This window comes from Micromonospora sp. MGP-C2 (assembly GCF_057766525.1).
The window spans coordinates 2,159,961-2,183,464 of the sequence record NZ_JBYMEN010000002.1; the positions used below are offsets into that span (position 1 = coordinate 2,159,961).

Sequence of the window (23,504 nt, forward strand, 5' to 3'; positions counted from 1 at the left end):
CTCAAAAAACCGACGGCGAGGCCTGGCTCGGGAAGCGGCGTTCGACGTCGGCGCGGGTGGGCATGGCGGTGGCGCCGCCGGGTGATTCGCAGACCAGGCCCGCCACCCGCAGCGCGAACGCGACCCGCTCGACCCAGCCTGCCGGGAGTCCGGTTCGCCGCCGACGAGCAGGTCGGCGATCAGCGCGGCCATGACCGAGTCACCGGCACCGGTGGCGTCGATCGCGTCGACCTTGGGGGCCGGCACCCTCACCGGGTCGGCGTCGGCGGCGGCCAGCACCGCACCGGCCGCGCCGAGGGTCACCACCACCGTGGCGGCACCCAACTCACGCAGGTACGCCGCCACCCCCTCGACCGGTTCACCCGGGTAGAGCAGCCCGGCGTCGGCGGCGCTCAGCTTGACCAGGTGCGCGCCGGCGGCGAACTCGGCCACCACCTCGCGCAACCCTTCCAGCGCGGCCGGCCCGTCCAACAGCCGGGGACGCACGTTCGGGTCGAGGACCCGCAGACCGGTGGCGAGTGACCAGGCGTGTCGGGCGGCGGCGAGCGTGCGGGGTTGCAGCAGCACGATGGAGCCGCAGTAGAGCACGTCCGCGCCCTCCAACTGCGCGAGATCCAGGTCGTCGGGGCCGAGCAGACCGTAGGAGACCGGCTCGCCGTAGAAGCGGAAGTCGGGTTCCGGTCCGGCGTACGTGACCACCGCGAGAGTGGTCGGCGCCGCCACCGTGACCGCGCCGGCCACCCCGACGTCGACAGCGCTCAGGAAGGTGCGGATCCGACCGCCCAGCACGTCGTCGCCGAGCGAGCCGACGAACTGCGCCGCGCCACCGAGGCGGGCCACGCCCACTGCGACGTTGAGCGGCCCACCGCCGATCGCCTGCCGGTAGACGCGCTCCCCGTCATACTCGCTGTCGAGCAGGTCGACGAGCGCCTCGCCGAGCACCACCGCGTATCCCATGCCGATCCTCTCGTCGTCGCCAACCGCCACCGGGCGTCGTCGGCCGGGCCGACCGCCGTGGCATCAGGCTGGCACAGCGGGCCACCCGGCGGGCGGCGAAGGCGACGCAACGGCTACCCCGGCCGGTGGATCGGCCCGTCGAGCGCCGCCAGTGGGCGGCCGGTGCCGCCCCACCGGGCCGCGACGATCTGCGCGGCCACACTCACCGCGGTCTCCTCGGGTGTACGACCACCGAGGTCCAACCCGATCGGCGAGGCGAGCCGGGCGAGCTGCGCCTCGGTGAGCCCTGCCTCGCCCAGCAGCTTGAGCCGGTCGTCGTGGGTGCGCCGCGAACCCATCGCGCCGACGTACGCCAGCGGGTGGCGCAGCGCCAACTCCAGCAGCGGCACGTCGAACCTCGGGTCGTGGGTGAGCACGCACACCACCGTCCGTTCATCGACCCGACCGGCGTCCATCTCGGTACGCAGGTAGCGGTGCGGCCACTGCACCACCACCTCGTCCGCCTCGGGGAAGCGTCGCACGGTGGTGAAGACCGGCCGGGCGTCGCAGACGGTGACCCGGTAGCCGAGGAACGCGCCGATCCGGGCGACGGCGGCGGCGAAGTCGATGGCCCCGAAGACGATCATCCGAGGCGGGGTGGCGTACGCGGTCACGAAGAGGCTGACGCCGGAGCCCCGGCGCTGCCCGGAGTATCCGTACCGGAGCATCCCGCTGTGCCCGGCGGCGAGCAGTCCGAGGGCGTCCGCGCTGGCGGCGTCGTCGAGCCGATCGTCGCCGAGCGAACCGATCGGGCGCTGGCCGCCGGTCAGCACCAGCCGCCGGCCAAGTCGCCGGGCCGGATCGGTCGGCGGCGTGCCCGGCGAGTTGTCGGCATCGGCCGGTGAGTTGCCGGCATCGGGCGGTGAGTTGCCGGCATCGTTTGGTGCGTCGTCGGCATCGGCCGCCACGCAGGTGACCACCGCCGCCGGTTGGGCGGCCCGGCGGGCGGCGGCGACCGCGTCCAGCCCGGGCAGGGCACCGGGGTCGACGCGCTCCACGAACACGTCGAGGACACCGCCGCAGGTCAGGCCCACCGCGTACGCGTCGTCGTCGCTGATTCCGTACCGGATCAGCTCGGGTGCTCCGGTGGCGAGCACCCGGCGGGCCCGTTCGTAGAGATCCGCCTCGACGCAGCCGCCGGACACGCTGCCGGTGACAGTGCCGTCGGCCGCGACCAGCATGGTCGCGCCGGGCGGCTGCGGCGCGGAGTGCCAGGTGGCCACGACGGTGGCCAGGGCGAACAGCTCGCCGGCGTGGCAACGGCGGTGTGCCTCGTCGAACACGTCCGGCACCTGCTGCCGCCTCTCCGTCACGTCGTTTCCGTACGCAGGATATGGCGTGCACCGACCGCCGACGGGTCTTTTGATGCATCGAGGAACGACTATTGCATTGTGGCGGCGGGGCGTGATGGGATGACGCGTACCGGGCGGTGCGAGGGCTGCGGCACCACCGGTTGCCGGGTTCGTCAGACGCGAGGGCAACGGTCCAGGACAGGACCGTCGACGGCGCACGTCCACCGGCCGATTCCCGCCGGGGCAGGTCGCCGTGACCGTCGCACCGCGCGCGACAGCGGTGCGATCACGCCACATCCCACCCGATTTCGGCGGGGCGGCCTGGGCTGCGCGCCTCGCGAGTCAGGAGAACCCGTGAACCGTTCCCGTACGGCCGCACTGCTCACCGCGGCCCTGACCCTCGCGCTGGGCGCCGTCGCCCTGGCGTCCAGTCCACAACCGGCCGCCGCGCACGGCACGGCGATGACCCCGGGCAGCCGGACCTACCTGTGCTGGCAGGACGGCCTCAGCTCGACCGGTCAGATCACGCCGACCAACCCCGCGTGTTCCGCTGCCGTGGCGCAGAGCGGGGCGAACTCGCTCTACAACTGGTTCAGCGTGCTGCGCTCCGACGCCGGTGGCCGGACCACCGGCTTCATCCCGGACGGGCAGCTCTGCAGCGGCGGCAACTCCGGTTACCGCGGCTTCGACCTGGCCCGCACCGACTGGCCGCTGACCCACCTGACCTCCGGGGCACGGTTGGACTTCCGCTACAGCAACTGGGCACACCACCCGGGCACGTTCTACTTCTACGTGACCAAGAACAGCTGGAGTCCGACCCGGGCGCTGGCCTGGAGTGACCTGGAGGAGCCGTTCCTCACGGTGACCAATCCGCCGCAGCGCGGGTCGGTCGGCACCAACGAGGGGCACTACTACTTCAGCGGCAACCTGCCGTCGGGCAAGAGCGGCCAGCACATCATCTACTCCCGCTGGGTCCGCTCGGACTCGCAGGAGAACTTCTTCGGTTGCTCCGACGTCGTCTTCGACGGCGGCAACGGCCAGGTGACCGGCGTGAAGGGCGGCGGCTCGACGCCGACCCCGACGCCGACCACCCCGACGCCCGGGCCGACCGACCCGCCGCCGACGACCACCCCGCCGCCGGCGGGTGGCGACTGCATGGCCGTCTACAAGGTGAGCAGCGCCTGGCAGGGTGGCTTCCAGGGTGAAGTCACGATCATGAACCACGGCAGTACGCCGTTCAACGGCTGGACCGCGAGCTGGACCTGGCCCAACGGGCAGTCGATCAGCCAGATCTGGGGCGCGACACAAACGTCGTCCGGCTCGTCGGTGACGGCGACAAATGTGGCCTACAACGGCACTGTCGCACCGGAAGGCACCACGACGTTCGGCTTCCTGGGCAGCACCACAGGAACGAACGGCCTCCCCACAGTCACCTGCGCCCGCCGCTAACCACTACCACCACCACCCCCTGAAATGATCAAGAGGTTTGCGTCACCGGAACCGCTCCGGATGACGCAAACCTCTTGATCAACAGGGTCGGGCCAGGGTCAGCGGACCATGGAGCCCACCACCGGCTTCGTGAGCAGGGCGGACTGGTTTCGCTGGATGCCCGGGTCGAGGGTCTTCGCCACGAAGATCGCGTGCCAGATGCAGAAGATCAGCACCGTCCACACCTTGCGGGAGTGGTCGGCCTCCTCCCGCTTGTGCTCGTCGAGCAACCGCAGCGCGTACGACAGGTCGAGCAGGTCGCCCGCGCCCGAGGTGCTCAGCACGTGCCGGGCCCACTCGTACATCTCGCCGCGCAGCCAGACCCGGGTCGGGGTCGGGAAGCCCAGCTTCTTGCGGTTGACGATGGCCGGCGGCACGACACCCTGCAACGCCTGGCGCATCGCGTACTTCGTCGCGTCGGAGCGCGGCGGCAGCTTCAGGTCCACCGGGATCTTCGCCGCGACGTCGAACACCTCGCGGTCGAGGAACGGCACCCGCACCTCCAGCGAGTGCGACATCGAGATCCGGTCGGCCTTGACCAGGATGTCGCCGCGCAGCCAGGTGTAGAGGTCGACGTACTGCATCTTGGTGACGTCGTCCAGCTCGGTGCACTCGGCGTAGATCGGGGCGGTGACGTCGGTGTAGCGCACCGAGGGGTCGTAGCGGCGCATCAGGTGCTGCTTCTCCTCCTCGGTGAACATCCGGGCGTTGCCGTAGTAGCGCTCCTCGATCGGGGTGGTGCCACGCTCCAGGAAGCTCTTGCCCTTGACGCCCTGCGGGATCGCCTTGGAGACCGCGCGCAGGCCCTTCTGCACCCCGCCGGGCAGGCCGTTGACGGTCCCCAGCGACAGCGGCTCGCGGTAGATCGTGTAGCCGCCGAAGAACTCGTCGGCGCCCTCACCGGAGAGCACCACAGTGACGTGCTCGGCGGCCTTCTTCGCCACGAAGTAGAGCGGCACCAACGCCGGGTCGGCCACCGGGTCGTCCAGGTGCCAGACGATCTTCGGCAGCGCGTCGATCATGTCCTGCGGACCGATCTTGGTGGGGATGGTGGTGACGTCCAGGTGCCGCGCCGACTCCTGGGCGACGTCGATCTCCGAATATCCCGGTACGTCGTAGCCGACGGTGAACGTGAGGATGTTCGGGTTGAACTCCCGGGCCAGCGCCACCACCGCTGTCGAGTCGATGCCACTGGACAGGAACGAGCCGACCGGCACGTCGGAGCGCATGTGCATGCGCACGCTCTCCCGCAGCGTCTCCCGGATCTCGTGGTAGAGCTTCTGCTCGTCGTCGACCGGCGCCGGCCGGAACACCGGCCTGTACCACCTACGCACGTCGATGCGCCCACCCGGCGTCCAGTTCAGGTATTCCCCCGAGCCGATCCGGCTGATGCCCTTGTGCAGGGTGCCGGGCTCCGGGACGTACTGCAGCGTCAGGTAGTGGCTCAGGTTGGCCGTGTCGACGCCCGCGTCGCCCTGGTAGTTGCTGTGCGCGAACGGCAGCAGCGCCTTCTTCTCCGACGCCAGGTAGAGGCCGTCGGCGGTCTCCAGGTAGTGCATGGGCTTGATGCCGAAGTAGTCGCGGGCACCGAACGCGCGCCGCTCCTGCCGGTCCCAGATGACGAAGGCGAACATCCCCCGCAGCCGGGTGAGCACCTGCTCGCCCCAGAAGTGGTAGCCCGCCACGATCACCTCGCCGTCGCCGGCGGTGGCGAACTGCGCGCCGAAGTTCCTGATCAACTCCTCGCGCAGCTCGATGTAGTTGTAGATCTCACCGTTGAAGGTGAGCAGGTAACGGCCGTTCGCGTAGGGCAGCGGCTCGTGACTCGACGCGACGTCGATGATGGCCAGCCGCTTGTGGGCGAACACGCCGTCCGCGTACCGGCCGGAAGCGTCGCCGACCACCTCGACCCCGGTCTCGTCGGGGCCGCGGTGGTGCAGGCATTCCAACGCTCCGGCGATGTGGTCGCGATGCGCGGCGGCGTTACCGTTCGCGCTGAAGAAGGCCAGAAGTCCGCACATGGTGGTCATCTTTCCACGCGCGCTGTCGGCCCGTCGCAGCCGTCCGTCGATCCGCCCGCCGGGGGCGTCGCCACGAACCGGGCGCGCGGTACCGTCGGGATCAGCAACGAAGCGGAGGGAGCGGCGCAATGACCGAGGGACAAACCGACGGTACGCCGACGGACGGCACGGAATCGCACGATCCGGACTTCCCGGAGGCCTTCCTGTCCTTCATGCGGCAGGGCTGGAGCGACACCGCGCTCCCCGTGGCGCCCGGCCGGAGACGCCCAACTACGCCAAGAGGCGTGCCGCGCTCTCCGCGGCCTTCCCCGGCGAGACACTGGTCATCCCCACCGGCACCGAGAAGGTCCGGGCCAACGACACCGACCACCCGTTCCGGCCGGGCAGTGACTTCGCCTACCTGACCGGCGACCACGACGCCGACAGCGTGCTGGTGCTGCGCCCGAACGGCTCAGGGCACGACGCGACGCTGTACATGCGGCCCCGGTCGTCCCGGGAGACCGACGAGTTCTTCCGCAGCCGCAACGGCGAGCTGTGGGTGGGCCGGCGGCACACGCTGCAGCGAGAAGTCGACCGAGCTGGGCCTGCCCACCGCCGACCTGACCGGCCTGGAGGCGACTCTCGCCGACCTGGCGCCGGGGCGTACCCGGGTGTTGCGCGGCTACGACGCCCAGGTGGACGCGGCCGTCCGTGCCTACGACGGCCCACGCGCCCAGGGGCAGCCGGCCCGCGACCGGGAGCTGGCGATCGCCATCTCGGAGATGAAGCTGGTCAAGGACGAGTGGGAGATCAGCCAACTCCAGGACGCGATCGACGCCACCGTACGCGGCTTCGAGGACGTCGCTCGGATCCTCCCGGCGGACCGCGCGGTCTCCGAGCGGCTCCTGGAAGGTGTCTTCGCGCTGCGGGCCCGGCACGACGGCAACGACGTCGGGTACAGCTCGATCGTCGGCGCCGGCGAGCACGCCACGATCCTGCACTGGGTGCACAACCACGGCGCCACCCGACCGGGTGACCTGCTGCTGATGGACATGGGCGTCGAAGGCCGAAACCTCTACACCGCCGACGTGACCCGGGTGCTGCCGGTGAACGGGCGGTTCACCGCCCTGCAACGCCAGGTCTACGACATCGTGTACGCCTCGCAGCAGGCCGGCATCGAGGCCATCCGCCCCGGGGTGAAGTTCAAGGACGTCCACCTGACCTGCATGCGGGTGCTCGCCGAGGGCCTGTCCGAGCTGGGTCTGCTGCCGGTGAGCGTGGACGAGGCGATGGACGAGAAGTCGACGGTCTACCGGCGGTGGACGCTGCACGGCTTCGGCCACATGCTCGGCATCGACGTGCACGACTGCTCGAACGCCCGCAAGGAGACATACCGCGACGGCGCGCTCGGCGAGGGCTACGTCCTCACCGTCGAGCCGGGGCTGTACTTCCAGCCGGAGGACGAGCTGGTCCCCGCCGAGCTGCGCGGCGTGGGCATCCGGATCGAGGACGACGTTCTGGTCACGGCGACCGGCGCGGTGAACCTCTCCGCCGGGCTGCCGCGCACCTCCGACGAGGTGGAGACCTGGCTGGCCGAGCAGCGCGAGGCGGGCCCCCGCCTGCCCGGCTGACCGCCGCACCAGCCCTCACCGCACCAGCCCTCACGCACCGGCGTCGCCGCCAGCCGACCAACGGCCCGGCGGCGCCGGTGTGCCGTTGTCGACCAGGCCCGGCCGCGCCGGTGTGCCGTTGCCGACCAGGCCCGGCGGCGCCGGTGTGCCGTTGTCGACCAGGCCCTCCGGCCCGGGCCGTGCGCCGGTCCCGGCGCCGCCCGACCCAGACTCACCTCTCGTGATCGACTCGCCTTCACGGAAACCGGGCTGTCCAGGGCGCACGGACACCGCGTCTTCCGTGAACCCGAGTGGATCAACCCCTCGGCGCGCCTGCCGTATGGACGGCGGGCGGCACGTAGGCCAGGTCAGCAACGTCCCTTCCCGCGACGGCGGTGACATTCACCCGCCCGAGTCGGCGTTTGCGCTGCTCACACCCTTTTCACCAACCCGGACCGCTTGCCCGCCGTCATCCGACCTGCGCCGAATGCGGGGTTATCTCGGATACGTCCGCATCGCGAAGATGGTTCTCATACGGTGGGGATCAGAGGCTGCAACCGATTTGTAGCTGGTCGTGGCGCCTCAGGCGGTGCGACCCCGTCTGGTAGCAGGAAAGGGCGGAAGGCTCTGATGTCCAACGACGTAACGAGTACCGACGGCGGGGCCTCGACAGCTCCGCCGACACGACGACGGCGGGCGCTGTGGGTCGCCGGCGTGGCCGGGCTGACCGGTGTGGTCGGTCTGGCGGCCCTCGGCGGCGTGGCCGCCAGGGATGACAAGCCCAAATCCGACCAGGTCTCCGACGCGCAGCCGTCGACCAACCGGCAGAACGTCAGTGACGCTGGTGGCGCGGACGAAGGCGGCGCCAAGGAAGCCGACGCTCGGGACGACGAGTGGAGCGGCGACGACTGGAGCGGCTTCGACGACCGGTCCGGCAAGGACGACAAGCGCCAGGACGACAAGCGCGACGAGAAGGACCGCACCAAGCAGGTCCCGTGCGACACGGACAAGCTGATCCAGGCCATCACGTTCGCGAACAACGAAGATGGCGGTGTACTGGAGCTGGCCAAGGGCTGCACCTACACCCTGACCCGCAACCAGGACGGCAACGGCCTGCCGGTGATCACCCAGCCCATCACCCTGAAGGGCGAGCACACCACCATCGGCCGTGAGGCCACGGCTGATTACTTCCGGATCCTCAACGTCGGCCCCGGGGGGCACCTCACCCTCAAGGGTCTGAGCATCAGGGGTGGTCAGACCCTTCAGTCCTCGATGGCCGCCGACCCCGCGACGGTCTGGGCGCCGTACTCGACCCTGGACCGGTCCACCGTGTCCGACCCGGCAGCGAAGCCGGCAGCCACAACGGCGGCGAAGCCGGCAGCCACAACGGCGGCCAAGGCCGGAGCCAAGCCCGCAGCGACAGCGGTAGCGAAGCCGGCAGCGGCCAAGCCCGCAGCGAAAGCGACGGCGAAGGCGACGGCCGCCAAGCCGATCGCCGCGGAGGCGAAGCCGGCGGGTGCCGGGACCGCGGTGCCGCTGGTCGAGCAGCCCGGGTTCACCGACGGAGCCGGGGTGCTGGTGCAGCCCGGTGGCCGCGCGGAGATCCTGGACAGCGAGTTGCTCTACAACCAGTCCGGCGGCAACGGCGGCGGCCTGGCCAACTTCGGCAGCACCAGGCTCAGCAAGACGACAGTGGCGCACAACACCGCCTTCTTCTTCGGCGGCGGCATCTTCAACGTCGGGGTGCTCCAGGTCGACGAGTCGAAGGTCAACGACAACACCGGGATCATCGGCGGCGGCGGTATCGCCAACGGCGCGGCCGGGATCTTCACCGACAGCGTCGACGGTGGCTCGGTCTGGGTCTACAAGAGCGAGATCACCGACAACGAGACGCTCGGCTTCGGCGGCGGCGTGCTGGATGTCGGGGGCACCACGACGCTGCACCAGACGACGGTCAGTGACAACACCGCAGTGCTCGACGGTGGTGGCGTCGCGGTGGCGGACAGCCAGCTCACCCTCAAGGACGCCACGGTGGCCAAGAACACCGCCGCTCGCGACGGTGGCGGCCTGGCGGTGACCTCCGACAGCGTCGCGACAGTCGAGAACAGCAGGATCAAGGACAACACTGCGGGCTTCTCCGGCGGCGGCCTCTTCAACGACGACAGCGTCACCACGCTGCGCGACAGCGAGGTGGTGGGCAACCGGGCCGTCGGTCCGTTCGCCCGCGGCGGCGGCATCTTCAACACCGAGGGGGGCGAGGTGACGCTCCGCCGGACGAAGGTGGCGCACAACTTCTCCACCCTCCCGCCGGGGGGAATCTTCAACAGCCTCGGCGGCACGGTGACGCTGGACGACGAGTCGGCGGTCACTGCCAACCGCCCGACCAACTGCTTCAACGTTGCGGACTGCTTCGCCTGATCGGGTGGGGCTGAACCACATAGAAGAGGTACGCCTCTCCGCGCCGTCACCGGCTCGGAGGGGCGTACCCGTTTGGCAGGTCAAGAGGGGTCTACGGCCGTCCTGGGCGGCAGTGGGCACGGCGGGGTGTCCCGGCCTTTCCGGATGCAACATGAACCGAATGTGGGCTTCTTTCGGATAAGCCCGCGAGGCGAGGAACCTTCTCATACGGTGGTTTTGGGAGCTACAACCGATTTGTAGCAGGGGACGCCCGTCTGACGGCGGCGACCCTGTCTGGTACGAGGAGAGGGCAGAGAGCTCCGATGTCCAACTACCTAACGAACAACGAAGCCTCCGGGCGGGCGACGGCCAAGCGCCGCCGCAAGCTCTGGCTCGCCAGTGGCGTAGCCGGTTTGACGGGCGTGATCAGTCTCGCGGCGGTTGGCGTCGCGGGCAGCGCCGGAGCCGTCGGCCTCGACTGGAACACCGCGCAGGTCAGCAAGGACGGCGACCAGCGGGGTGACGAGGGACGCGACTGGGACAAGGACAAGGGCGAGGACCGGAACAAGGACAAGGACAAGGACCACGAGCGCGGGAGGGAGGTGCCCTGCGACACCGACAAGCTGATCCAGGCGATCGTGTTCGCCAACAGCAAGAACGGCGGTGTGCTGGAGCTGGCCAAGGGCTGCACCTACAACCTGTCCCGCAACGACTACGAGGGCAACGGCCTTCCGGTGATCACCGAGCACATCACGCTCAAGGGTGAGCACACGACGATCTCCCGGGAAGCCACCGCGGACTACTTCCGCATCCTGAACGTCGGCGCTGGTGGTCACCTCACGGTCAAGGGCCTGACCATCAAGGGTGGCCAGACCCTCGAACTGGAGAACGGCGTCGAGGCGGCTGCGGTCTGGGCGGCCTACTCGGACTCCGAGGCGCTTGCCGCCCAGGTGAAGGCCGGCACCCCGCTGGCCCAGGCGCTCACCGCGCGGCAGGCCAACCCGAAGGCGGGCCTGAAGGCCGCGCCGAAGGTCACCCCGAAGGCTCAGGCGGGCGTCGTGACGCCGCTCGTCCAGCAGCCGGAGGAGAACGACGGCGCCGGCATCCTGGTCCAGCCGGGCGGCACCGCCGAGATCCTGGAGTCCGAGGTCGTCCTCAACCAGTCGGGCGGCAACGGCGGTGGCGTGGCCAACTTCGGCACCACGAAGATCTGGCACAGCACCGTCGCCCGTAACACCGCCTTCTTCTTCGGTGGTGGTGTCTTCAACGCCGGCCTGCTCAAGGTCGAGGAGTCGAAGATCAAGGACAACACCGCCGTCATCGGTGGTGGCGGTATCTCGAACGGCGCCGCGCGGATCTTCACCGACGATGTCAGCGGCGGGACCGTCGAGATCAAGAAGGGTGAGATCAGCGACAACGAGACGCTCGGCTTCGGCGGTGGCCTCCTCGACATCGAGGGCAACACCACGGCGTACGAGACCAAGTTCGTCTCGAACACCGCAGTCCTCGCCGGTGGCGGTCTCGTTGCGGCGGACAGCCAGCTGAACCTGCACCACGTCGCGATCGAGAAGAACAGCACCGCTGGTGTCGGTGGCGGTGTGGCCATCGTCTTCGACAGCGCGGTCACGTTCGAGAAGAGCAGCATCAAGGACAACACCGCCGGGTTCTTCGGCGGCGGGCTCTTCAACGTCGGCAGCGTCACCACGCTGCGCGACAGCGAGGTCGTCGGCAACCGGGCCGTGGGCCCGATCGGGGTCGGCGGCGGCATCTTCAACATCTTCGGCGAGGTCAACCTGTCGAAGACGACGGTCGCCCACAACTTCTCCACCTTCGAGCCGGGCGGTGTCTTCAGCTTCTTCGGAGAGGTGAACGTGGACGAGAAGTCCGCCATCACCGCCAACCGTCCGACCAACTGCCTGGCCATCCCGGGCGGCACCATCGAGAACTGCTTCGCCTGATCACCCTTGGGTGACGATGGCACAGCAGCAGGGGTGACAGCACAACGGACCGGCCCCCTTCCGCACCACGCGGAAGGGGGCCGGTTCACGTTCACGTCACTACCTCTGGACGAACACCGCCACGCTGCGCGCCGGGACGCTGAACGTGCCGGCCGCCCGGTCGAACGAGGCGGTACGCAGCGCCGGATCGGCCGAGTCGACCAGCACCGGGTGCAGTGCCACGTCCGCACCGCGCAGGTCGGTCACCGTCTGCTTCGCCGTCTCCGGGGTGCTGTTGAAGACGACGGTCAGCGACTTCCACGACCCGCCCAGCCCTCGGGCGTCGAGCGTCATGGTCAGCACGCCGGGCGTCTCCTGCTCCCCCGACAACGGGAACGCCACCCGCCGCTGCACCTGCTCGGCGGTGGCCAGCCCGAACACCGGCGACGACGCCCGGATGCGCAGCAGCTCGGCGTACCGGGCGTCGGTGGTGTTGATGGCCACGCAGTCCGGCACCAGCGCCGGGTCCGCCAGCAGGGGCTTGGCGTACGACCACTTGTCCTCGTTGTCCTGCGCGGGCGGCAGACCGGCGCCGAACCCGTTGCCCCGCTCGCAGCCCCACCGGATCTGGTTGAACCAGTCTCCGGAGTTGAACGAGTTGCGGTCCAGGGACTTCGACCGCAGTCGTTCGGTGCCCGCGGTGACGAACCCGGTGCCCTGCCCCAGCACCACGGTGCCCAGCGCCAGCACCTGCATGCGGGAGCGGTCGGTCGCCGAGGTGGCCTGCGGCAGTTTGTATGCCAGCGCGTCGTACAGGATCTCGTTGTCGTGCGCGTCGACGTAGGTGACCGCCTCCCCCGGAGCGGCGGTGTAGCCGGCCGGGGAGCCGTTGTAGTCCACCTGCGCGCCGGTGATCTGCCGTCCGGCGGTATCGGTGAACCGGTACCCGCGCAGGTTGCCGGTGAGCCCCACCTTGATCAGGTCGTGGGCGTGCAGCAGGCGCGCCTTCTGCTCGGCCGCCGATCCGTTGACCGCGTCGCCGTTGGGGTCGGTGTAGAGCCCGGACGCGAAGCCCTGCACGCGCGGGTTGGTGTCGAACGGTCCGCCGCCGCGTACCGCGTCGCGCAGCCGGTCGTTGAAGGTGCCGATGCCGGTGCCGGCCATGTTGGCCTGGGTGGCCTGGACGAAACGGGCGTCGCCCGCGACCTCGCCGAAGTTCCAGCCCTCGCCGTAGAGCATGATCGCCTTGCCGTCGATGCCGTCGCGGGCGACGGTCAGCCGGTCCAGGGCGCTGCGGACGGCGAGGATGTTCGCCTTCGGGTGGTGACCCATCAGGTCGAACCGGAAACCGTCCACCTTGTACTGCTTTGCCCAGGTGACCAGTGAGTCGACAACCAGCTTGCCCATCATGGCGTGCTCGGGCGCGGTGTTGGCGCAGCAGGTCGAGTTGGCTACCGTGCCGTCCTCCAACAACCGGTGGTAGTAGCCGGGCACGACCTGGTCGAGCACCGACTTGTCGTCGACACCGGCGGCCGAGGTGTGGTTGTAGACCACGTCCATCACCACCCGCAGTCCGGCGCCGTTCACCCCGGCGACCATCCGCCGGAACTCGGTGGTCCGCGCCGCACCGGCCGGGTCGACGGCGTAGCCGCCCTCCGGGACGGTGTAGTGCAGCGGGTCGTACCCCCAGTTGTAACCGTCGGTTTCGGCGACCGCCGCCACGCACTTCTGCTGTTCCGCGGAGTCCGGTGGGAGCGCCGCCAGGTCGCAGGCGGGCTGCCGCTGGTCGGCCCGCTTCTCCGGGATCGTCGCGAAGTCGAACGCCGGCAGCAGGTGCAGGTGGGTGACACCGGCGTCACCGAGCGCCTTCAGGTGGGTCATGCCGGCGGTCTTCGGGTCGGTGAAGGCGAGGAACGTTCCCCGCCGCTCGGCCGGCACGGTCTCGTCGGCGATGGAGAAGTCGCGTACCGACAGTTCGGAGATCTGCGCCTTCGCCGGGGGCACCGGCGCCGGTTTGCGCAGCGTCCGCCAACCCGCCGGGGCCAGCGCCGCGTCGTTCAGGTCGACCAGCAGGCTGTGCGTGGAGTCCGCGGCGAGAGCCACCGAGTACGGGTCGGTCACCGACGCGGTGACCATCTTCTGCGCCGCTGGCTGCCACGCCCGCACCTGGTACCGGTAGTACTTGCCGACCCAACTCTGGTTGCCGCGCGCCGACCAGACACCGGTGCGGTCGTCGCGGCGCATCGGCACGGTCCTCGGCGCGGCGGTGGGCGAGTCGAACAGCTGCAACGCCACGGTGCGCGCGGTCGGCGCCCACAGCGCGACGCTCGGCGTCCGGCCCGCGAACGTCGGCCCGAGGGTGGCGTCGGTGGCCCGCGCGTACACGTCGTCGAGCACGCCGGGGATCTGCACGCCGGTCGCCGCGAGCAGGGCACCCTCCGCGTCGCGTTCGGTCACCAGCACCTGCCCCCGCAGCGCCGCCGGGACCTTGGCCAGGTCGCCCCGGTCCAGCGCGAAGCTACGGTACGACCACAGGTGCGGGAACGTCGTGCGCTGGGCCTCGGTGAGCCCGTTGCGCTGCGCCCGCAACGGCAACGTGGTGTACGTCCCGGTCAGTTCCCCGTCGACCACGCCGACCCCGCCCTCGGGCGCGACGACGAGCGCGTACGTCCTGCCGTCGGTCGGCGGGGTCTGCCACGCCACCGTGGACCGGTCGATCCAGTGCGCCTTCTGCTTGCTGATGTCGGTGTCCGCGTTGACGCTGGTCGCCGTGGACGGCAGCAACCGGCCCGGCGTGGCGGCGAGCAGCCACACCTCCCGGCCCGCGCTGGCGAAGTCGAGCCGCTGGTCGTCGGGCAGATCCTTGGTGTCGCCCTGGTGGATGACGTAGTTCAGCCCGGTCGCGCCGGCGGCCAGCGGCACCCGGAACACCGCCCCGAACGCGTCAGTCCTTGTGGGCTTCAGCGGCGCGGACCACTCGGTCGGGTTGGCCGCGCCGTCCCACAGGTGCAGGCCCCAGCCGTCGTAGTTGCCGTCGGCCCTCCGATAGTGGATCACCGCGGTGCCCTCCTCGACCGCCGGATCCGGTTCACCGGTGGCCGCCTGCCTGCTCGGGTAGACCACCGGGTCACCCTGTTTGAGCCAGACCTCGCCGGTTGCCGTGACGTCGACGCTGCGGTCCTGGGCGACGTCCTTGTTGCCGTCGGAGTCGACCACCACGAAACCCACGGACTTCGCGCCCGGCTTGAGTTTCACCCAGGCGAACCGGCCGTAGGAGTCCTCCCCGGCGAACGGCTGCCCCTTGGGCCACTCGGTGACGTACGCCGGGTCGATGTCCCCCCAGGCGTACAAACTCCAGTCGTCGTACCCACCGGCGGCGCGTTGGTAGTGCACCACCGCCCACTCCCGGGACTTGCCCTGTGCCGGCGTACCCACGATCGCCGTGGACCGGGCGGTCGCGGTGCGGCCCCGACCGTCGCGGACCACCGCCTTGTACTCGACGCGGGTGCCGCCGGCCAGGCCGGTCAGGTCGTGCTGCACGGTGTACGGCGCGTGGTCGGCCCTGCCCAGCAACGTCCACCGGCCACCCGCGACCCGGGCGGCGACGGTGACGGTGGCGAGCGGGTCACCGGTCACCTGGGCGGTGACGGCGGCCCGGGTGGCGACCAGCGCGTCCGGAGCCGGGCTGGTGATGGTGATGCGCGGCGCGGCGACCGGGCGCGCGACGGGCGTGCCGGCCCGGCGCACCACCGCCGACAGCGGGGGCACGGTCAGGCTCAGCTTGCCGTCGGCGCCGGCAGTGGCGGTCTGGCTGCCGCCGTAGATGCCGGTGAAGGTGGCGCCGGCCGACCAGGTGTCCACTGTGACAGTCTGCGCGGTGTCGGCGTTGTTCACCGCCACGACGTACTCGGTCCGGTCGGCGGGGGCGATCCGGGAGGCGGCGAAGACGCCGGGGCCGTCGGCGGCGTACCGGGTGACCTGCACACCGTCGCGCAGCGCGGGGTGCGCCTGGCGCAGCCGGCCCAGCTCGGCGATCGTCCGGTACAACGGGTGGCTGGTGTCGAACTGGTCGCTGGCGTGGGTGCGGTCGGTGCCGAGCAGGTCGTCGTCGAGATAGTCGGGGGTCGTCGAGGCGAACATGTCCTGCCGGGCGTCCTTGTCCCCACCGGGGCCGGTGAAGCCCTGCTCGTCGCCGGAGTAGACGACCGGTTGTCCACGGGTCAGGAACATCAGCTGGTGCGCGAGCTGGTCGCGGCGCAGGTGACTGGCCGGGTCGGTGCCACCACCGGCGACGAACGACCCGATCCGGCCCATGTCGTGGTTGCCGAGGAAGGTGGTGAGCCGGCTGGCGTCGGTGTCCCGGGCGGCGTAGAGGTCGTCGCGGGCGTACACGTCGGCGAGCGCCTTCGCCGAGCCGGCACCGGCGGTGTAACCGCGCGCGGCCTCCTGGAAGGCGAAGTCGAGGGTCGCCGGCAGGCCACCCTGCCGCACGTAGCTGGAGCTGATCTCCGGGTCGGCGCTGTAGACCTCGCCGAACATGAAGAAGTCCTTCTTGCCGGCCTTCTCGGCGGCCCGCTCGATGCCCTGGCTGAACTGCGGCCAGAAGTCCATGTTGACGTGCTTCACGGTGTCCAGCCGGAACCCGTCGACGCCGGTCGCGCCGATCCAGTCCCCATACGCCTTGGTCAGCCCTCGCACCACCTCGGGGCGCTCGGTCCACAGGTCGTCGAGGCCGAAGAAGTCGCCGTACTCGCTGTTCTCGCCGGCGAAGGTGGAGTCGCCCCGGTTGTGGTACATGGTGGCGTCGTTCAGCCAGGCCGGGACCTTGACTGTCGCGTCCCTCGGCTCGGCGAACGTCGGGGTGTACGGGAACGACTCCTGGTCGACCGGCGGGAACGCGCGGCTGCCGTCGGCGTAGTTGCGGTCCTCGAACGCCCGCCCCTGCGCGTCGGTGTACGGCGAGGTCGCCTTGTCCACGTACGCGTACTTGTCCTCGGCGTACTTGATGACGTCGGCGGTGTGGTTGACGATCACGTCGAGGTAGATCTTGATGCCGCGCTGGTGGGCGAGCTTGACCAGGCGCTTCATCTCCTCGTTGGTGCCGAAGTGCGGGTCCACCTGCGTGAAGTCGGTGATCCAGTAGCCGTGGTAACCGGCCGAGACGTCGTCGCCGGAGCCCTGCACCGGCCGGTTCTTGAAGATCGGGGCCAGCCAGATGGCGGTGGTGCCCATCCCCTGGATGTAGTCCAACTTGTCGATGACGCCCTTGAGGTCACCGCCGTGGTAGAAGCCCTTGTCGGCCGGGTCGAGCCCGGTCCGCAGCCGGTCACCGGTGAGGCCGCCCCGGTCGTTGCGGGGGTCGCCGTTGGCGAACCGGTCCGGCAGGACGAAGTAGAACTGCTCGGCCCGGGCGGAGTTGTCGCCGGCCTTCAGCAATGCCTCGGCGGAGGGTTCGTTGCTCCACTGGGCGGCGCCGCCGACGGCGACGGGGACACCGGCGGACGTCCGAGGGGCCGCGGCGGCGGCCGGGGGCACGGCGACCGAGGTGCCGACGAGCGTCAAGGTGAGCAGGGAGACGAGGGCCAGGGTGGTGCGCGGTTTCGGCGGGGGTGTCATCGACGCCTTCCTCTGGTCGCTGATTGGGCGCACGCTAACCCTTGCCGAAACATTCTGCAATACCTTGCAAACACTGTCGCAACACAGCAGAGTCCTTGCGGAAACGCGGCTCAGAGCCCGCCGCAGCGCACCCCGTCGACAGTGCACAGCCGTGGCGTACCCGACGTCCGCTCCATGTGGAACCGCAACGACACCGACCCACCGGGCCGCACGTCCACCCCACTGACGTACGTGAAGCCGTCGCCGGACTGCCGCACCGTCCCCTGCGGAACGCCCTCCACCCAGGCGGTCACGAACCGTCCACCGGAGAACTCCAGCCGCACCGTCCAACCACGGCGCTGGGGCGACGCGTTGACCATCGACACCTCGCCGATGAATCCCCCGTCGAAGCTCTGCACCACCCGGTACCGGCCAGTCACCGCCGGCTGCACCTGCGCCGCCCGACTCGGCGACCGCGTCACCGTCGGCCGACCCGTCGACCCGACAGACGGGGCGACCGACGGCGACGGCGTCGCGGCTCTCGGGGGCAACCCGCTCGCACGCGCGGACAACCCCGGCAACGCACCTGCCGGCGACGACGCCGGTGCGGGTTCGCTCGGCGCGGCCTCCGCCGACGGCAGCGGCAACGCCGGCGGCGCCGACGCGCCGTCCGGCGCCGGATCAGGCCCCCGGTACGTGCCCAAGGCCACGAAGAGCAGGACCACCATCACGACGACACCAGCGCCCACCACGATCCAGGGCGACGACACGATGGCGACCGGACCGGGCGACAGTCGCCGGAAGCGACGCATGCCGGACATGTACCTCCCTCAGCGGAGCGTCCGGGCAGCGTAGCGACCGGCGGGCGGGCCGGGAAGCGCCGCCGCCGCACCCACGGTCCGAAACCAGCTCAGCCGAGCCGGCAGTCGATCCCGTTGATCGTGCACCGGCGCGGCCGCTCCGCGGACTCACCCCACCCGAGGCGCAGCCGCAGCGTCCGCGAACCACCCGGGTCCAGCGAACGGGTCCCCCGCAACACGAACTCGCCGTTGCCGCGCCCCCGCACCGAGATCCCTTCGTCGTCAGCGATGCGCAGTGCCCACAGGTCGTCGTCGAACGTCAACTCCACCACCCAGTCCACCGACCGACTCGACTCGTTCGCGATCGACAGCACCGCCGCGTCCCCGTCCCTGCCGTTCGTGCCGACCTCGTACCGGGCGCTGACCGTCTTCGCCACCAGGGGCGTCGACACCGCCGGGTCGCTCGACCGCCCCGGCGTCGGGGAGCCGGTCACGCTGGCGCGTGGCGACGGCGTCCGACTGCTGCGCGACGGCCGAGGCGACACCGAACGCCGCTCCACACCAGCCGGACTCGGCCCACCCGTCGCCGACGCCGCAGCCGGCACGGTCGGCAGGAACACCGGAGGCGCGGCCTGCGGTTTGGCGTCCCGCTCCCTGGTCCGGAACGACAGCAACGCGATCACCAGGAGCACCACCAGCGCACACACACCGAGCAGCACCACGATCCACGGCACCGATGCCAACACCCGAGCCGCCCGCGTCCCCGTCGCACCGTCCGGCCGCACCGCCATCAGGTCTCCCCTCGTCCCCCACCGACGCGACAGCGTAGCCAGCACCAGCCAGACCGGAAACCAGGCGGGTACGGATCGGGCCGACCGGCCGACGCGCCACGGAAAACGGCCCGCCCCGGCCGACGTTCCCGCTCGGTCAGGCCGTCCGGACGACAGTGCAGATGAGCGGCCCCTCGTCCGCGGTCCGCAGCAGATAGCGATACCGCTCCCCCGGCACCGACTGCCCCCGGCTGTCCAGGAACTCCCACTCCACCGCCACCATCGTCAACAGCGCAGACAGCGGCTGCACGTCCTCGATCCGCGCATGCGCCGCGATCAGCTCCCGCTCCTGGTAGTCGGGTGCGGCGCCCACGAAGGACAACGCCACCGCCGCCGGTGACGTGAACGAGAAGCTGTAGGTGTCGGCCACGACCAACCCCGGCAGGGCATAACAGCCGGCGAGAGCCGGCAGGTCGCCGGAGGTCAGCGCCACGCCGTACCGGTCGAAGAAGTCGGCCAACGTGTCGAGATTCGTGGGAGCGTTCACGGCAAGGGCAATTGCCGGTCACCGGCCAGGTCAAACCTCAACGAGGCGGTACACGTACCTCGATCTCCGAACCCAGCCTGGCATCGTTGGCCAGACCCAGGTCGTCCCCACTCCAGAACCGCCCCGGGTCGTACCAGTTCGGACGCCGCCCCGCCGACAGCAACCCCATCGCCTCGTAGGTCACCGCGACCACCTCGGCGCAGTACGCCGTCTCCAGTGCCCGATCCCGCTCCGCCGGGGTGGACGGGGTCGATCCGGTCGACGGCGACTGTGGTGCCGGCCGGCCAAGGTGCGACAGGGCCAGGCGGCCGAGCCGCGGCAGCGCAAGCTTGCCGGGGTGCGGCAGAGCCGGCACCCGACCACGCACCCACCGCCACGCCAACTGGGCCGTCGACGGGAACGGTGTGCCGTCCAACCGCGCGATCGTCCGCAGCACCGCCCGCTCCATCTCCCCGTCGGCCGGCGGGTCGAGCTGCCGCAGCCAGGCCCGTTGGCCGTACCGGTTGGCCCACACGCCGACCGCGTCCCGCAGGTCGTGCAACTGAACCCCCCGCTGGTGGGTGCCCGACCACAGATCGGGCAACGACCTGCCCAGCTCCGCGTGCCACATCAACGGCGGCATGTCGTCGAGCACCACCGCCATCCCGACGTGGTTGACCGGGCTGTTGGTGGTGAACTGGATCGCCCGGTCCGGCACGCTGCGACCCCGGAACACCCACACGTCACCGGTGCGGGTCAACTCGACGGCCTCATCCAGGCTGATGCTCATGAGGGTCTAGCCTAGGCCGATGCGGCAACGAATGCGGTGGTGGAAGGTTCTCGGGCTCGCCGGCCTCGCCGGCGTCGCGGCTTCCGGCGTGGTCATCGCGCGCGCTGAACGGCGCCGACGCGCGTACACCCCGGAGGAGATCCGGCAGCGGCTGCTGGAACGACACGCCCAGGCCGGCGACGCCACGAAGCCCAGCGACCCCGCCTGACCACCCACCCCTGTGGATCGTCGACGGGGCACCTGAGCAGGCGCATGATCGATATCATCGGGGCATGACGACGCCTGTCGCACAACGGCCCTTCGTCCTGTCACCCCCTGCCGCGCCCGTCGAACGGCACGGCAACGTCGACCTGCACCTGCCCACCCGCACCGACCCCGCCCCCGCCGTCGTGGTGGTGCACGGCGCCCCGCTGCCGCCCGACGCAGCCGACCCGCGCGACTGGCTTCTCTACCGCGGCTACGGCGCGCTGCTCGCCGACAGCGGCGTGGTCACCGCAGTGATCAGCTACCAGGTAACCGACCTGTCAGCCCTCCCCGCCGCGGCCGACGACATCGCCGCGATGGTCGAGCAGGTCCGCGCCGACCCGCGCGTCGACCCCGAGCGGGTAGTGCTGTGGTTCTTCTCCGGCGGAGGCCTCTTCGCAGCGGACTGGCTGCGCGCGGCGCCACCATGGCTACGCGGGATCGCGCTCACCTACCCGCTGCTCGTCCCCTTCCCCGGCTGGGAGGTCGACCCCCGGTTCCTGCCCGTCGACGCACTCGACTCCGGTGCGCACGTTCCTCTGGTGCTGACCCGGGCCGGACGGGACATCCCACCGGTCCTGGCCGGGATCGAAGCGTTCCTGCCGGCGGCGACCGCGCACGGTTGGCCGATACAGGTGATCGAAATACCGGACGGTCAGCACAGCTTCGACATCCTCGACCACAACCCACAGTCGGAGGCCGCCGTCGTGACCGCCCGAGACGCAGTCCTCGACCTGCTGAAGGCGACCTGACCCGCTCTGTCGCTCTGTCGCTCTGTCGCTCTGTCGCTCTGTCGGTCTGTCGGTCTGTCGCTCTGTCGGTCTGTCGGTCTGTCGGTCGGCGGTCGCGGTCGGCGGTCGGCGGTCGGCGGTCGGCGGTCGGCGGTCGTCCAGATCTCCCATGATCGTGCCCGATCCAGGTTGTAGTGGCCTCGTCGGCGCCGGATGGGCCTGTTTCCTGGATCGAGCGCGACCTTGGCGTGATGCGTCGCGTTTGACGTCCCCGGCGTGACTGTCCGGATCACCACCCCGGTCAAGATCCGCGCAACATCAGGGAACTTGCTGCCTCGCCGCAGCGTGAGGCAGCAGTTTCCCCGAAAGTGCGCGGATCTTGGATTGTCGACGCCCGGGGTTGGCGGCTGTGGTGTCCGCTTCGGCGGATCCGTCCGTGGGGCGGGTGTCCGGTTTCGCCGTGGGTGTCGCGTGGTCGTGGCCACCCTGGCGGCGGAATCGTGGGCCGGGCGGGGTCGTTATACCTGGCATGCCACCGCGACTTCGAGTCGTGGGGCGCGGCAGCCGCCGGGAACACCCGACCGGCCGCCCCGGTTGCATCCCCCGGAGCACGCAGGCCGGGAGCCCGGCGGAATGACTCGCCGGCCCGGCCGGTTACACACCCCGAGCCACACAAGCCGGAAGCCCGGTGGAATGACTCGCCGGCCCGCACCGTTCCACCCTTCCCGACGCCGGCCTCTGTGGCCGCCGGGCAAGAACTTCGAAACTTTCCCCCCTTGCACGTGCGGCACGCCCACCCCCCGGGCGTGCCGTGCACCCCCCATCGCAGAGGAGCACGCCATCATGCGTACCGATCTGATTCGTAAGACCGCTCTGACCGCTGCTGGTCTGGCCTTCACCGGCGGCGCGATCGTCGGACCGATCACCGCCGCGTACGCCGCGGACGCGAAGCCCGCCAGCCAGACGCAGTCTGATCGCAAGCCGTCGGGTGAGCGTCAGCTGGGCGTGCGCTACGAGGCCCAGCCGAACTTCTACTACTGCGGCCCCGCCGCCGCCCGCAACGCCCTGAGCGTGCAGGGCAAGGACATCAGCGTCGACGCGATGGCCAAGGAGATGGGCACCACCGAGGCCGGCACCAACTCCATCAACGACATCACCCCCGTACTGAACAAGGAGACCGGCAAGAACGACGCCTACCACTCGGTGGAGATCAGCAAGCCCGACGCCGACGCCAAGCAGACCGACAAGCTGCGCGCCGACATCGTCAAGACCGTCGACGACGGCCGGGCCGTGGTCGCCAACATCGCCGGCACCACGACTGACACCGACGGTGCTATCCACTCCTTCGAGGGCGGGCACTACATCAGCGTCGTCGGCTACCGCGACAACGGCGAGACGGTGAAGATCGCCGACTCCGCCGACCCGAACACCGCCTCCTACGAGGTCACCGTCGAGCACCTCGCCGACTGGATCGCCACCCGCGGCTACGCCACCAGCTGACCCCCACTGACACACCACGAAGGGCCGGACCCCACCACGGGGCCCGGCCCTTCGGCACGTCCAGGTCAGGTGTCGCTGTGGGCGCGCGCCGGCTCGGTGTCGGGCGCCGAGGGCTCGGTGTCAGGCGCCGAGGGCTCGGCGGCCTCCAGCCGATGGGCTCGTCGGCGCAGCCACCAGGTGCTGGCGAGGCCGGCGAGCACGGCGAGGACCAGCCCGGCCCAGGAGATGTCCTTGAGCCAGTGCTCGGCCGCCCGGCCCACGGTGAACAGCAGGTAGGTGGTGCCGAACGCCCAGACCAGCCCTCCGGCGGCGTTGGCCAGCAGGAACCGCCGGTACGGCACGTGCAGCGCCCCGGCGAGCGGCCCGGCCAGGATTCGCAGGAGTGCCACGAAGCGACCGAAGAACACGGCCCAGACTCCGTACCGGGCGAAGCTCTGTTCCGCGCGGGCAAGTTGTGCGGGGCCAAGGTGGCGGGGGAAGCGGCGACCCAGTCGGGCGAGCAGTGGACGGCCACCCCGGCGGCCCACGGCGTACCCGATGGAGTCACCGACGATCGCGCCGGTGGCCGCGGCGGTGGCCACCCACTCCGGTTCCACCACGCCGGTGGCGGCGAGCAGGGCGGAGCTGACCAGGACGATCTCGCCCGGCAGGGGCACGCCCATGCTTTCCACGCCGATCACCCCGCCGACGAGCAGGTAGACCGCGATCGGCGGCAGCGACTCGAGCCAGTGCTGGACATCGAACACGGTGACCCCTTCCGGCCGGCCTCGAACCCTACCTGTGGCGGTCCGATCGCAGGGTGCACCGTGGCGGCGGTCCGCTTCAGGTG

At 70.5% G+C, this 23,504-nt stretch carries 15 protein-coding genes and 2 pseudogenes; 7 read left to right on the top strand and 10 right to left on the bottom strand.

Features of this window, described 5'->3' with window-relative positions:
• Position 1: 1 nt before the first annotated feature.
• Positions 2–957, bottom strand: a pseudogene (locus AC3CF1_RS09435) (PfkB family carbohydrate kinase).
• 113 nt (positions 958–1,070) lie between these two features.
• Complete coding sequence (locus AC3CF1_RS09440) at positions 1,071–2,309, bottom strand: XdhC family protein (protein WP_488450116.1); 1,239 nt, start codon at positions 2,307–2,309, stop codon at positions 1,071–1,073.
• Positions 2,310–2,642: 333 nt separating this feature from the next.
• On the opposite strand from AC3CF1_RS09440, the gene AC3CF1_RS09445 reads away from it, so the two are divergent.
• A complete protein-coding gene (locus AC3CF1_RS09445) occupies positions 2,643–3,737 on the top strand; it encodes a lytic polysaccharide monooxygenase (RefSeq protein ID WP_488450118.1) in 1,095 nt (364 codons plus the stop codon).
• 98 nt (positions 3,738–3,835) lie between these two features.
• Here the strand turns inward: AC3CF1_RS09445 and asnB are convergent, their stop codons facing one another.
• The gene (gene asnB / locus AC3CF1_RS09450) at positions 3,836–5,797 is read right to left on the bottom strand and encodes an asparagine synthase (glutamine-hydrolyzing) (RefSeq protein WP_088951893.1); all 1,962 of its coding nucleotides are present in this window, start codon (positions 5,795–5,797) and stop codon (positions 3,836–3,838) included.
• Positions 5,798–5,925: 128 nt separating this feature from the next.
• Between asnB and AC3CF1_RS09455 the strand changes: the two are divergent.
• Positions 5,926–7,407 (top strand): annotated as a pseudogene (locus AC3CF1_RS09455) (aminopeptidase P family protein).
• 30 nt (positions 7,408–7,437) lie between these two features.
• Here AC3CF1_RS09455 and AC3CF1_RS09460 read toward each other — a convergent pair.
• Positions 7,438–7,677: a hypothetical protein gene (locus tag AC3CF1_RS09460; RefSeq protein WP_488450120.1), complete on the bottom strand. Its 240-nt coding sequence runs from the start codon at positions 7,675–7,677 to the stop codon at positions 7,438–7,440.
• Between the two features lie 339 nt (positions 7,678–8,016).
• Here AC3CF1_RS09460 and AC3CF1_RS09465 point away from each other — a divergent pair, with 339 nt between their 5' ends.
• Positions 8,017–9,804 (top strand): right-handed parallel beta-helix repeat-containing protein, encoded by a 1,788-nt coding sequence (locus AC3CF1_RS09465; RefSeq protein ID WP_488450121.1) that lies wholly within the window; start codon positions 8,017–8,019, stop codon positions 9,802–9,804.
• Between the two features lie 302 nt (positions 9,805–10,106).
• A complete protein-coding gene (locus AC3CF1_RS09470; RefSeq protein ID WP_488450123.1) occupies positions 10,107–11,741 on the top strand; it encodes a hypothetical protein in 1,635 nt (544 codons plus the stop codon).
• Between the two features lie 99 nt (positions 11,742–11,840).
• Here AC3CF1_RS09470 and pulA read toward each other — a convergent pair whose 3' ends face one another.
• The 5 genes from pulA to AC3CF1_RS09495 all read right to left on the bottom strand — a co-directional run bounded on the left by pulA (position 11,841) and on the right by AC3CF1_RS09495 (position 20,201).
• Positions 11,841–17,336 (bottom strand): pullulanase-type alpha-1,6-glucosidase, encoded by a 5,496-nt coding sequence (gene pulA, locus AC3CF1_RS09475; RefSeq protein ID WP_488450125.1) that lies wholly within the window; start codon positions 17,334–17,336, stop codon positions 11,841–11,843.
• 110 nt (positions 17,337–17,446) lie between these two features.
• The gene (locus AC3CF1_RS09480) at positions 17,447–18,136 is read right to left on the bottom strand and encodes a cellulose binding domain-containing protein (protein WP_488450127.1); all 690 of its coding nucleotides are present in this window, start codon (positions 18,134–18,136) and stop codon (positions 17,447–17,449) included.
• 89 nt (positions 18,137–18,225) lie between these two features.
• Positions 18,226–18,906, bottom strand: a complete 681-nt coding sequence (locus AC3CF1_RS09485) for a hypothetical protein (RefSeq protein ID WP_488450129.1) — start codon at positions 18,904–18,906, stop codon at positions 18,226–18,228.
• 136 nt (positions 18,907–19,042) lie between these two features.
• Positions 19,043–19,432 (bottom strand): DUF6841 family protein, encoded by a 390-nt coding sequence (locus AC3CF1_RS09490; protein WP_328372352.1) that lies wholly within the window; start codon positions 19,430–19,432, stop codon positions 19,043–19,045.
• A gap of 37 nt (positions 19,433–19,469) precedes the next feature.
• Positions 19,470–20,201, bottom strand: coding sequence for a hypothetical protein (locus AC3CF1_RS09495; protein WP_355160609.1), 732 nt, complete (start codon positions 20,199–20,201; stop codon positions 19,470–19,472).
• 19 nt (positions 20,202–20,220) lie between these two features.
• On the opposite strand from AC3CF1_RS09495, the gene AC3CF1_RS09500 reads away from it, so the two are divergent.
• The 3 genes from AC3CF1_RS09500 (at position 20,221) to AC3CF1_RS09510 (ending at position 22,675) form a co-directional block, all read left to right on the top strand.
• Entirely contained in the window at positions 20,221–20,409 is a 189-nt protein-coding gene (locus AC3CF1_RS09500) for a hypothetical protein (RefSeq protein ID WP_088949202.1), read from the top strand.
• A gap of 64 nt (positions 20,410–20,473) precedes the next feature.
• Positions 20,474–21,196 carry a dienelactone hydrolase family protein gene (locus AC3CF1_RS09505; RefSeq protein WP_088949203.1) on the top strand — a complete coding sequence of 241 codons (723 nt, stop codon included), beginning with the start codon at positions 20,474–20,476 and terminating at the stop codon, positions 21,194–21,196.
• A gap of 822 nt (positions 21,197–22,018) precedes the next feature.
• A complete protein-coding gene (locus AC3CF1_RS09510) occupies positions 22,019–22,675 on the top strand; it encodes a C39 family peptidase (RefSeq protein WP_488450132.1) in 657 nt (218 codons plus the stop codon).
• A 65-nt stretch (positions 22,676–22,740) separates the two neighbouring features.
• Here AC3CF1_RS09510 and AC3CF1_RS09515 read toward each other — a convergent pair whose 3' ends face one another.
• Positions 22,741–23,421 (bottom strand): DedA family protein, encoded by a 681-nt coding sequence (locus AC3CF1_RS09515; protein ID WP_488450134.1) that lies wholly within the window; start codon positions 23,419–23,421, stop codon positions 22,741–22,743.
• Positions 23,422–23,504: the final 83 nt, after the last annotated feature.

Excerpts from the sequence above, each read along its gene's own strand:
- pulA (WP_488450125.1), bottom strand. The coding sequence starts at position 17,336 with ATGACACCCCCGCCGAAACCGCGCACCACCCTGGCCCTCGTCTCCCTG.
- AC3CF1_RS09510 (WP_488450132.1), top strand. The coding sequence starts at position 22,019 with ATGCGTACCGATCTGATTCGTAAGACCGCTCTGACCGCTGCTGGTCTG.
- AC3CF1_RS09500 (WP_088949202.1), top strand. The coding sequence starts at position 20,221 with ATGCGGCAACGAATGCGGTGGTGGAAGGTTCTCGGGCTCGCCGGCCTC.
- AC3CF1_RS09485 (WP_488450129.1), bottom strand. The coding sequence starts at position 18,906 with ATGGCGGTGCGGCCGGACGGTGCGACGGGGACGCGGGCGGCTCGGGTG.
- AC3CF1_RS09480 (WP_488450127.1), bottom strand. The coding sequence starts at position 18,136 with ATGTCCGGCATGCGTCGCTTCCGGCGACTGTCGCCCGGTCCGGTCGCC.
- AC3CF1_RS09505 (WP_088949203.1), top strand. The coding sequence starts at position 20,474 with ATGACGACGCCTGTCGCACAACGGCCCTTCGTCCTGTCACCCCCTGCC.
- asnB (WP_088951893.1), bottom strand. The coding sequence starts at position 5,797 with ATGTGCGGACTTCTGGCCTTCTTCAGCGCGAACGGTAACGCCGCCGCG.
- AC3CF1_RS09465 (WP_488450121.1), top strand. The coding sequence starts at position 8,017 with ATGTCCAACGACGTAACGAGTACCGACGGCGGGGCCTCGACAGCTCCG.
- AC3CF1_RS09495 (WP_355160609.1), bottom strand. The coding sequence starts at position 20,201 with ATGAGCATCAGCCTGGATGAGGCCGTCGAGTTGACCCGCACCGGTGAC.
- AC3CF1_RS09470 (WP_488450123.1), top strand. The coding sequence starts at position 10,107 with ATGTCCAACTACCTAACGAACAACGAAGCCTCCGGGCGGGCGACGGCC.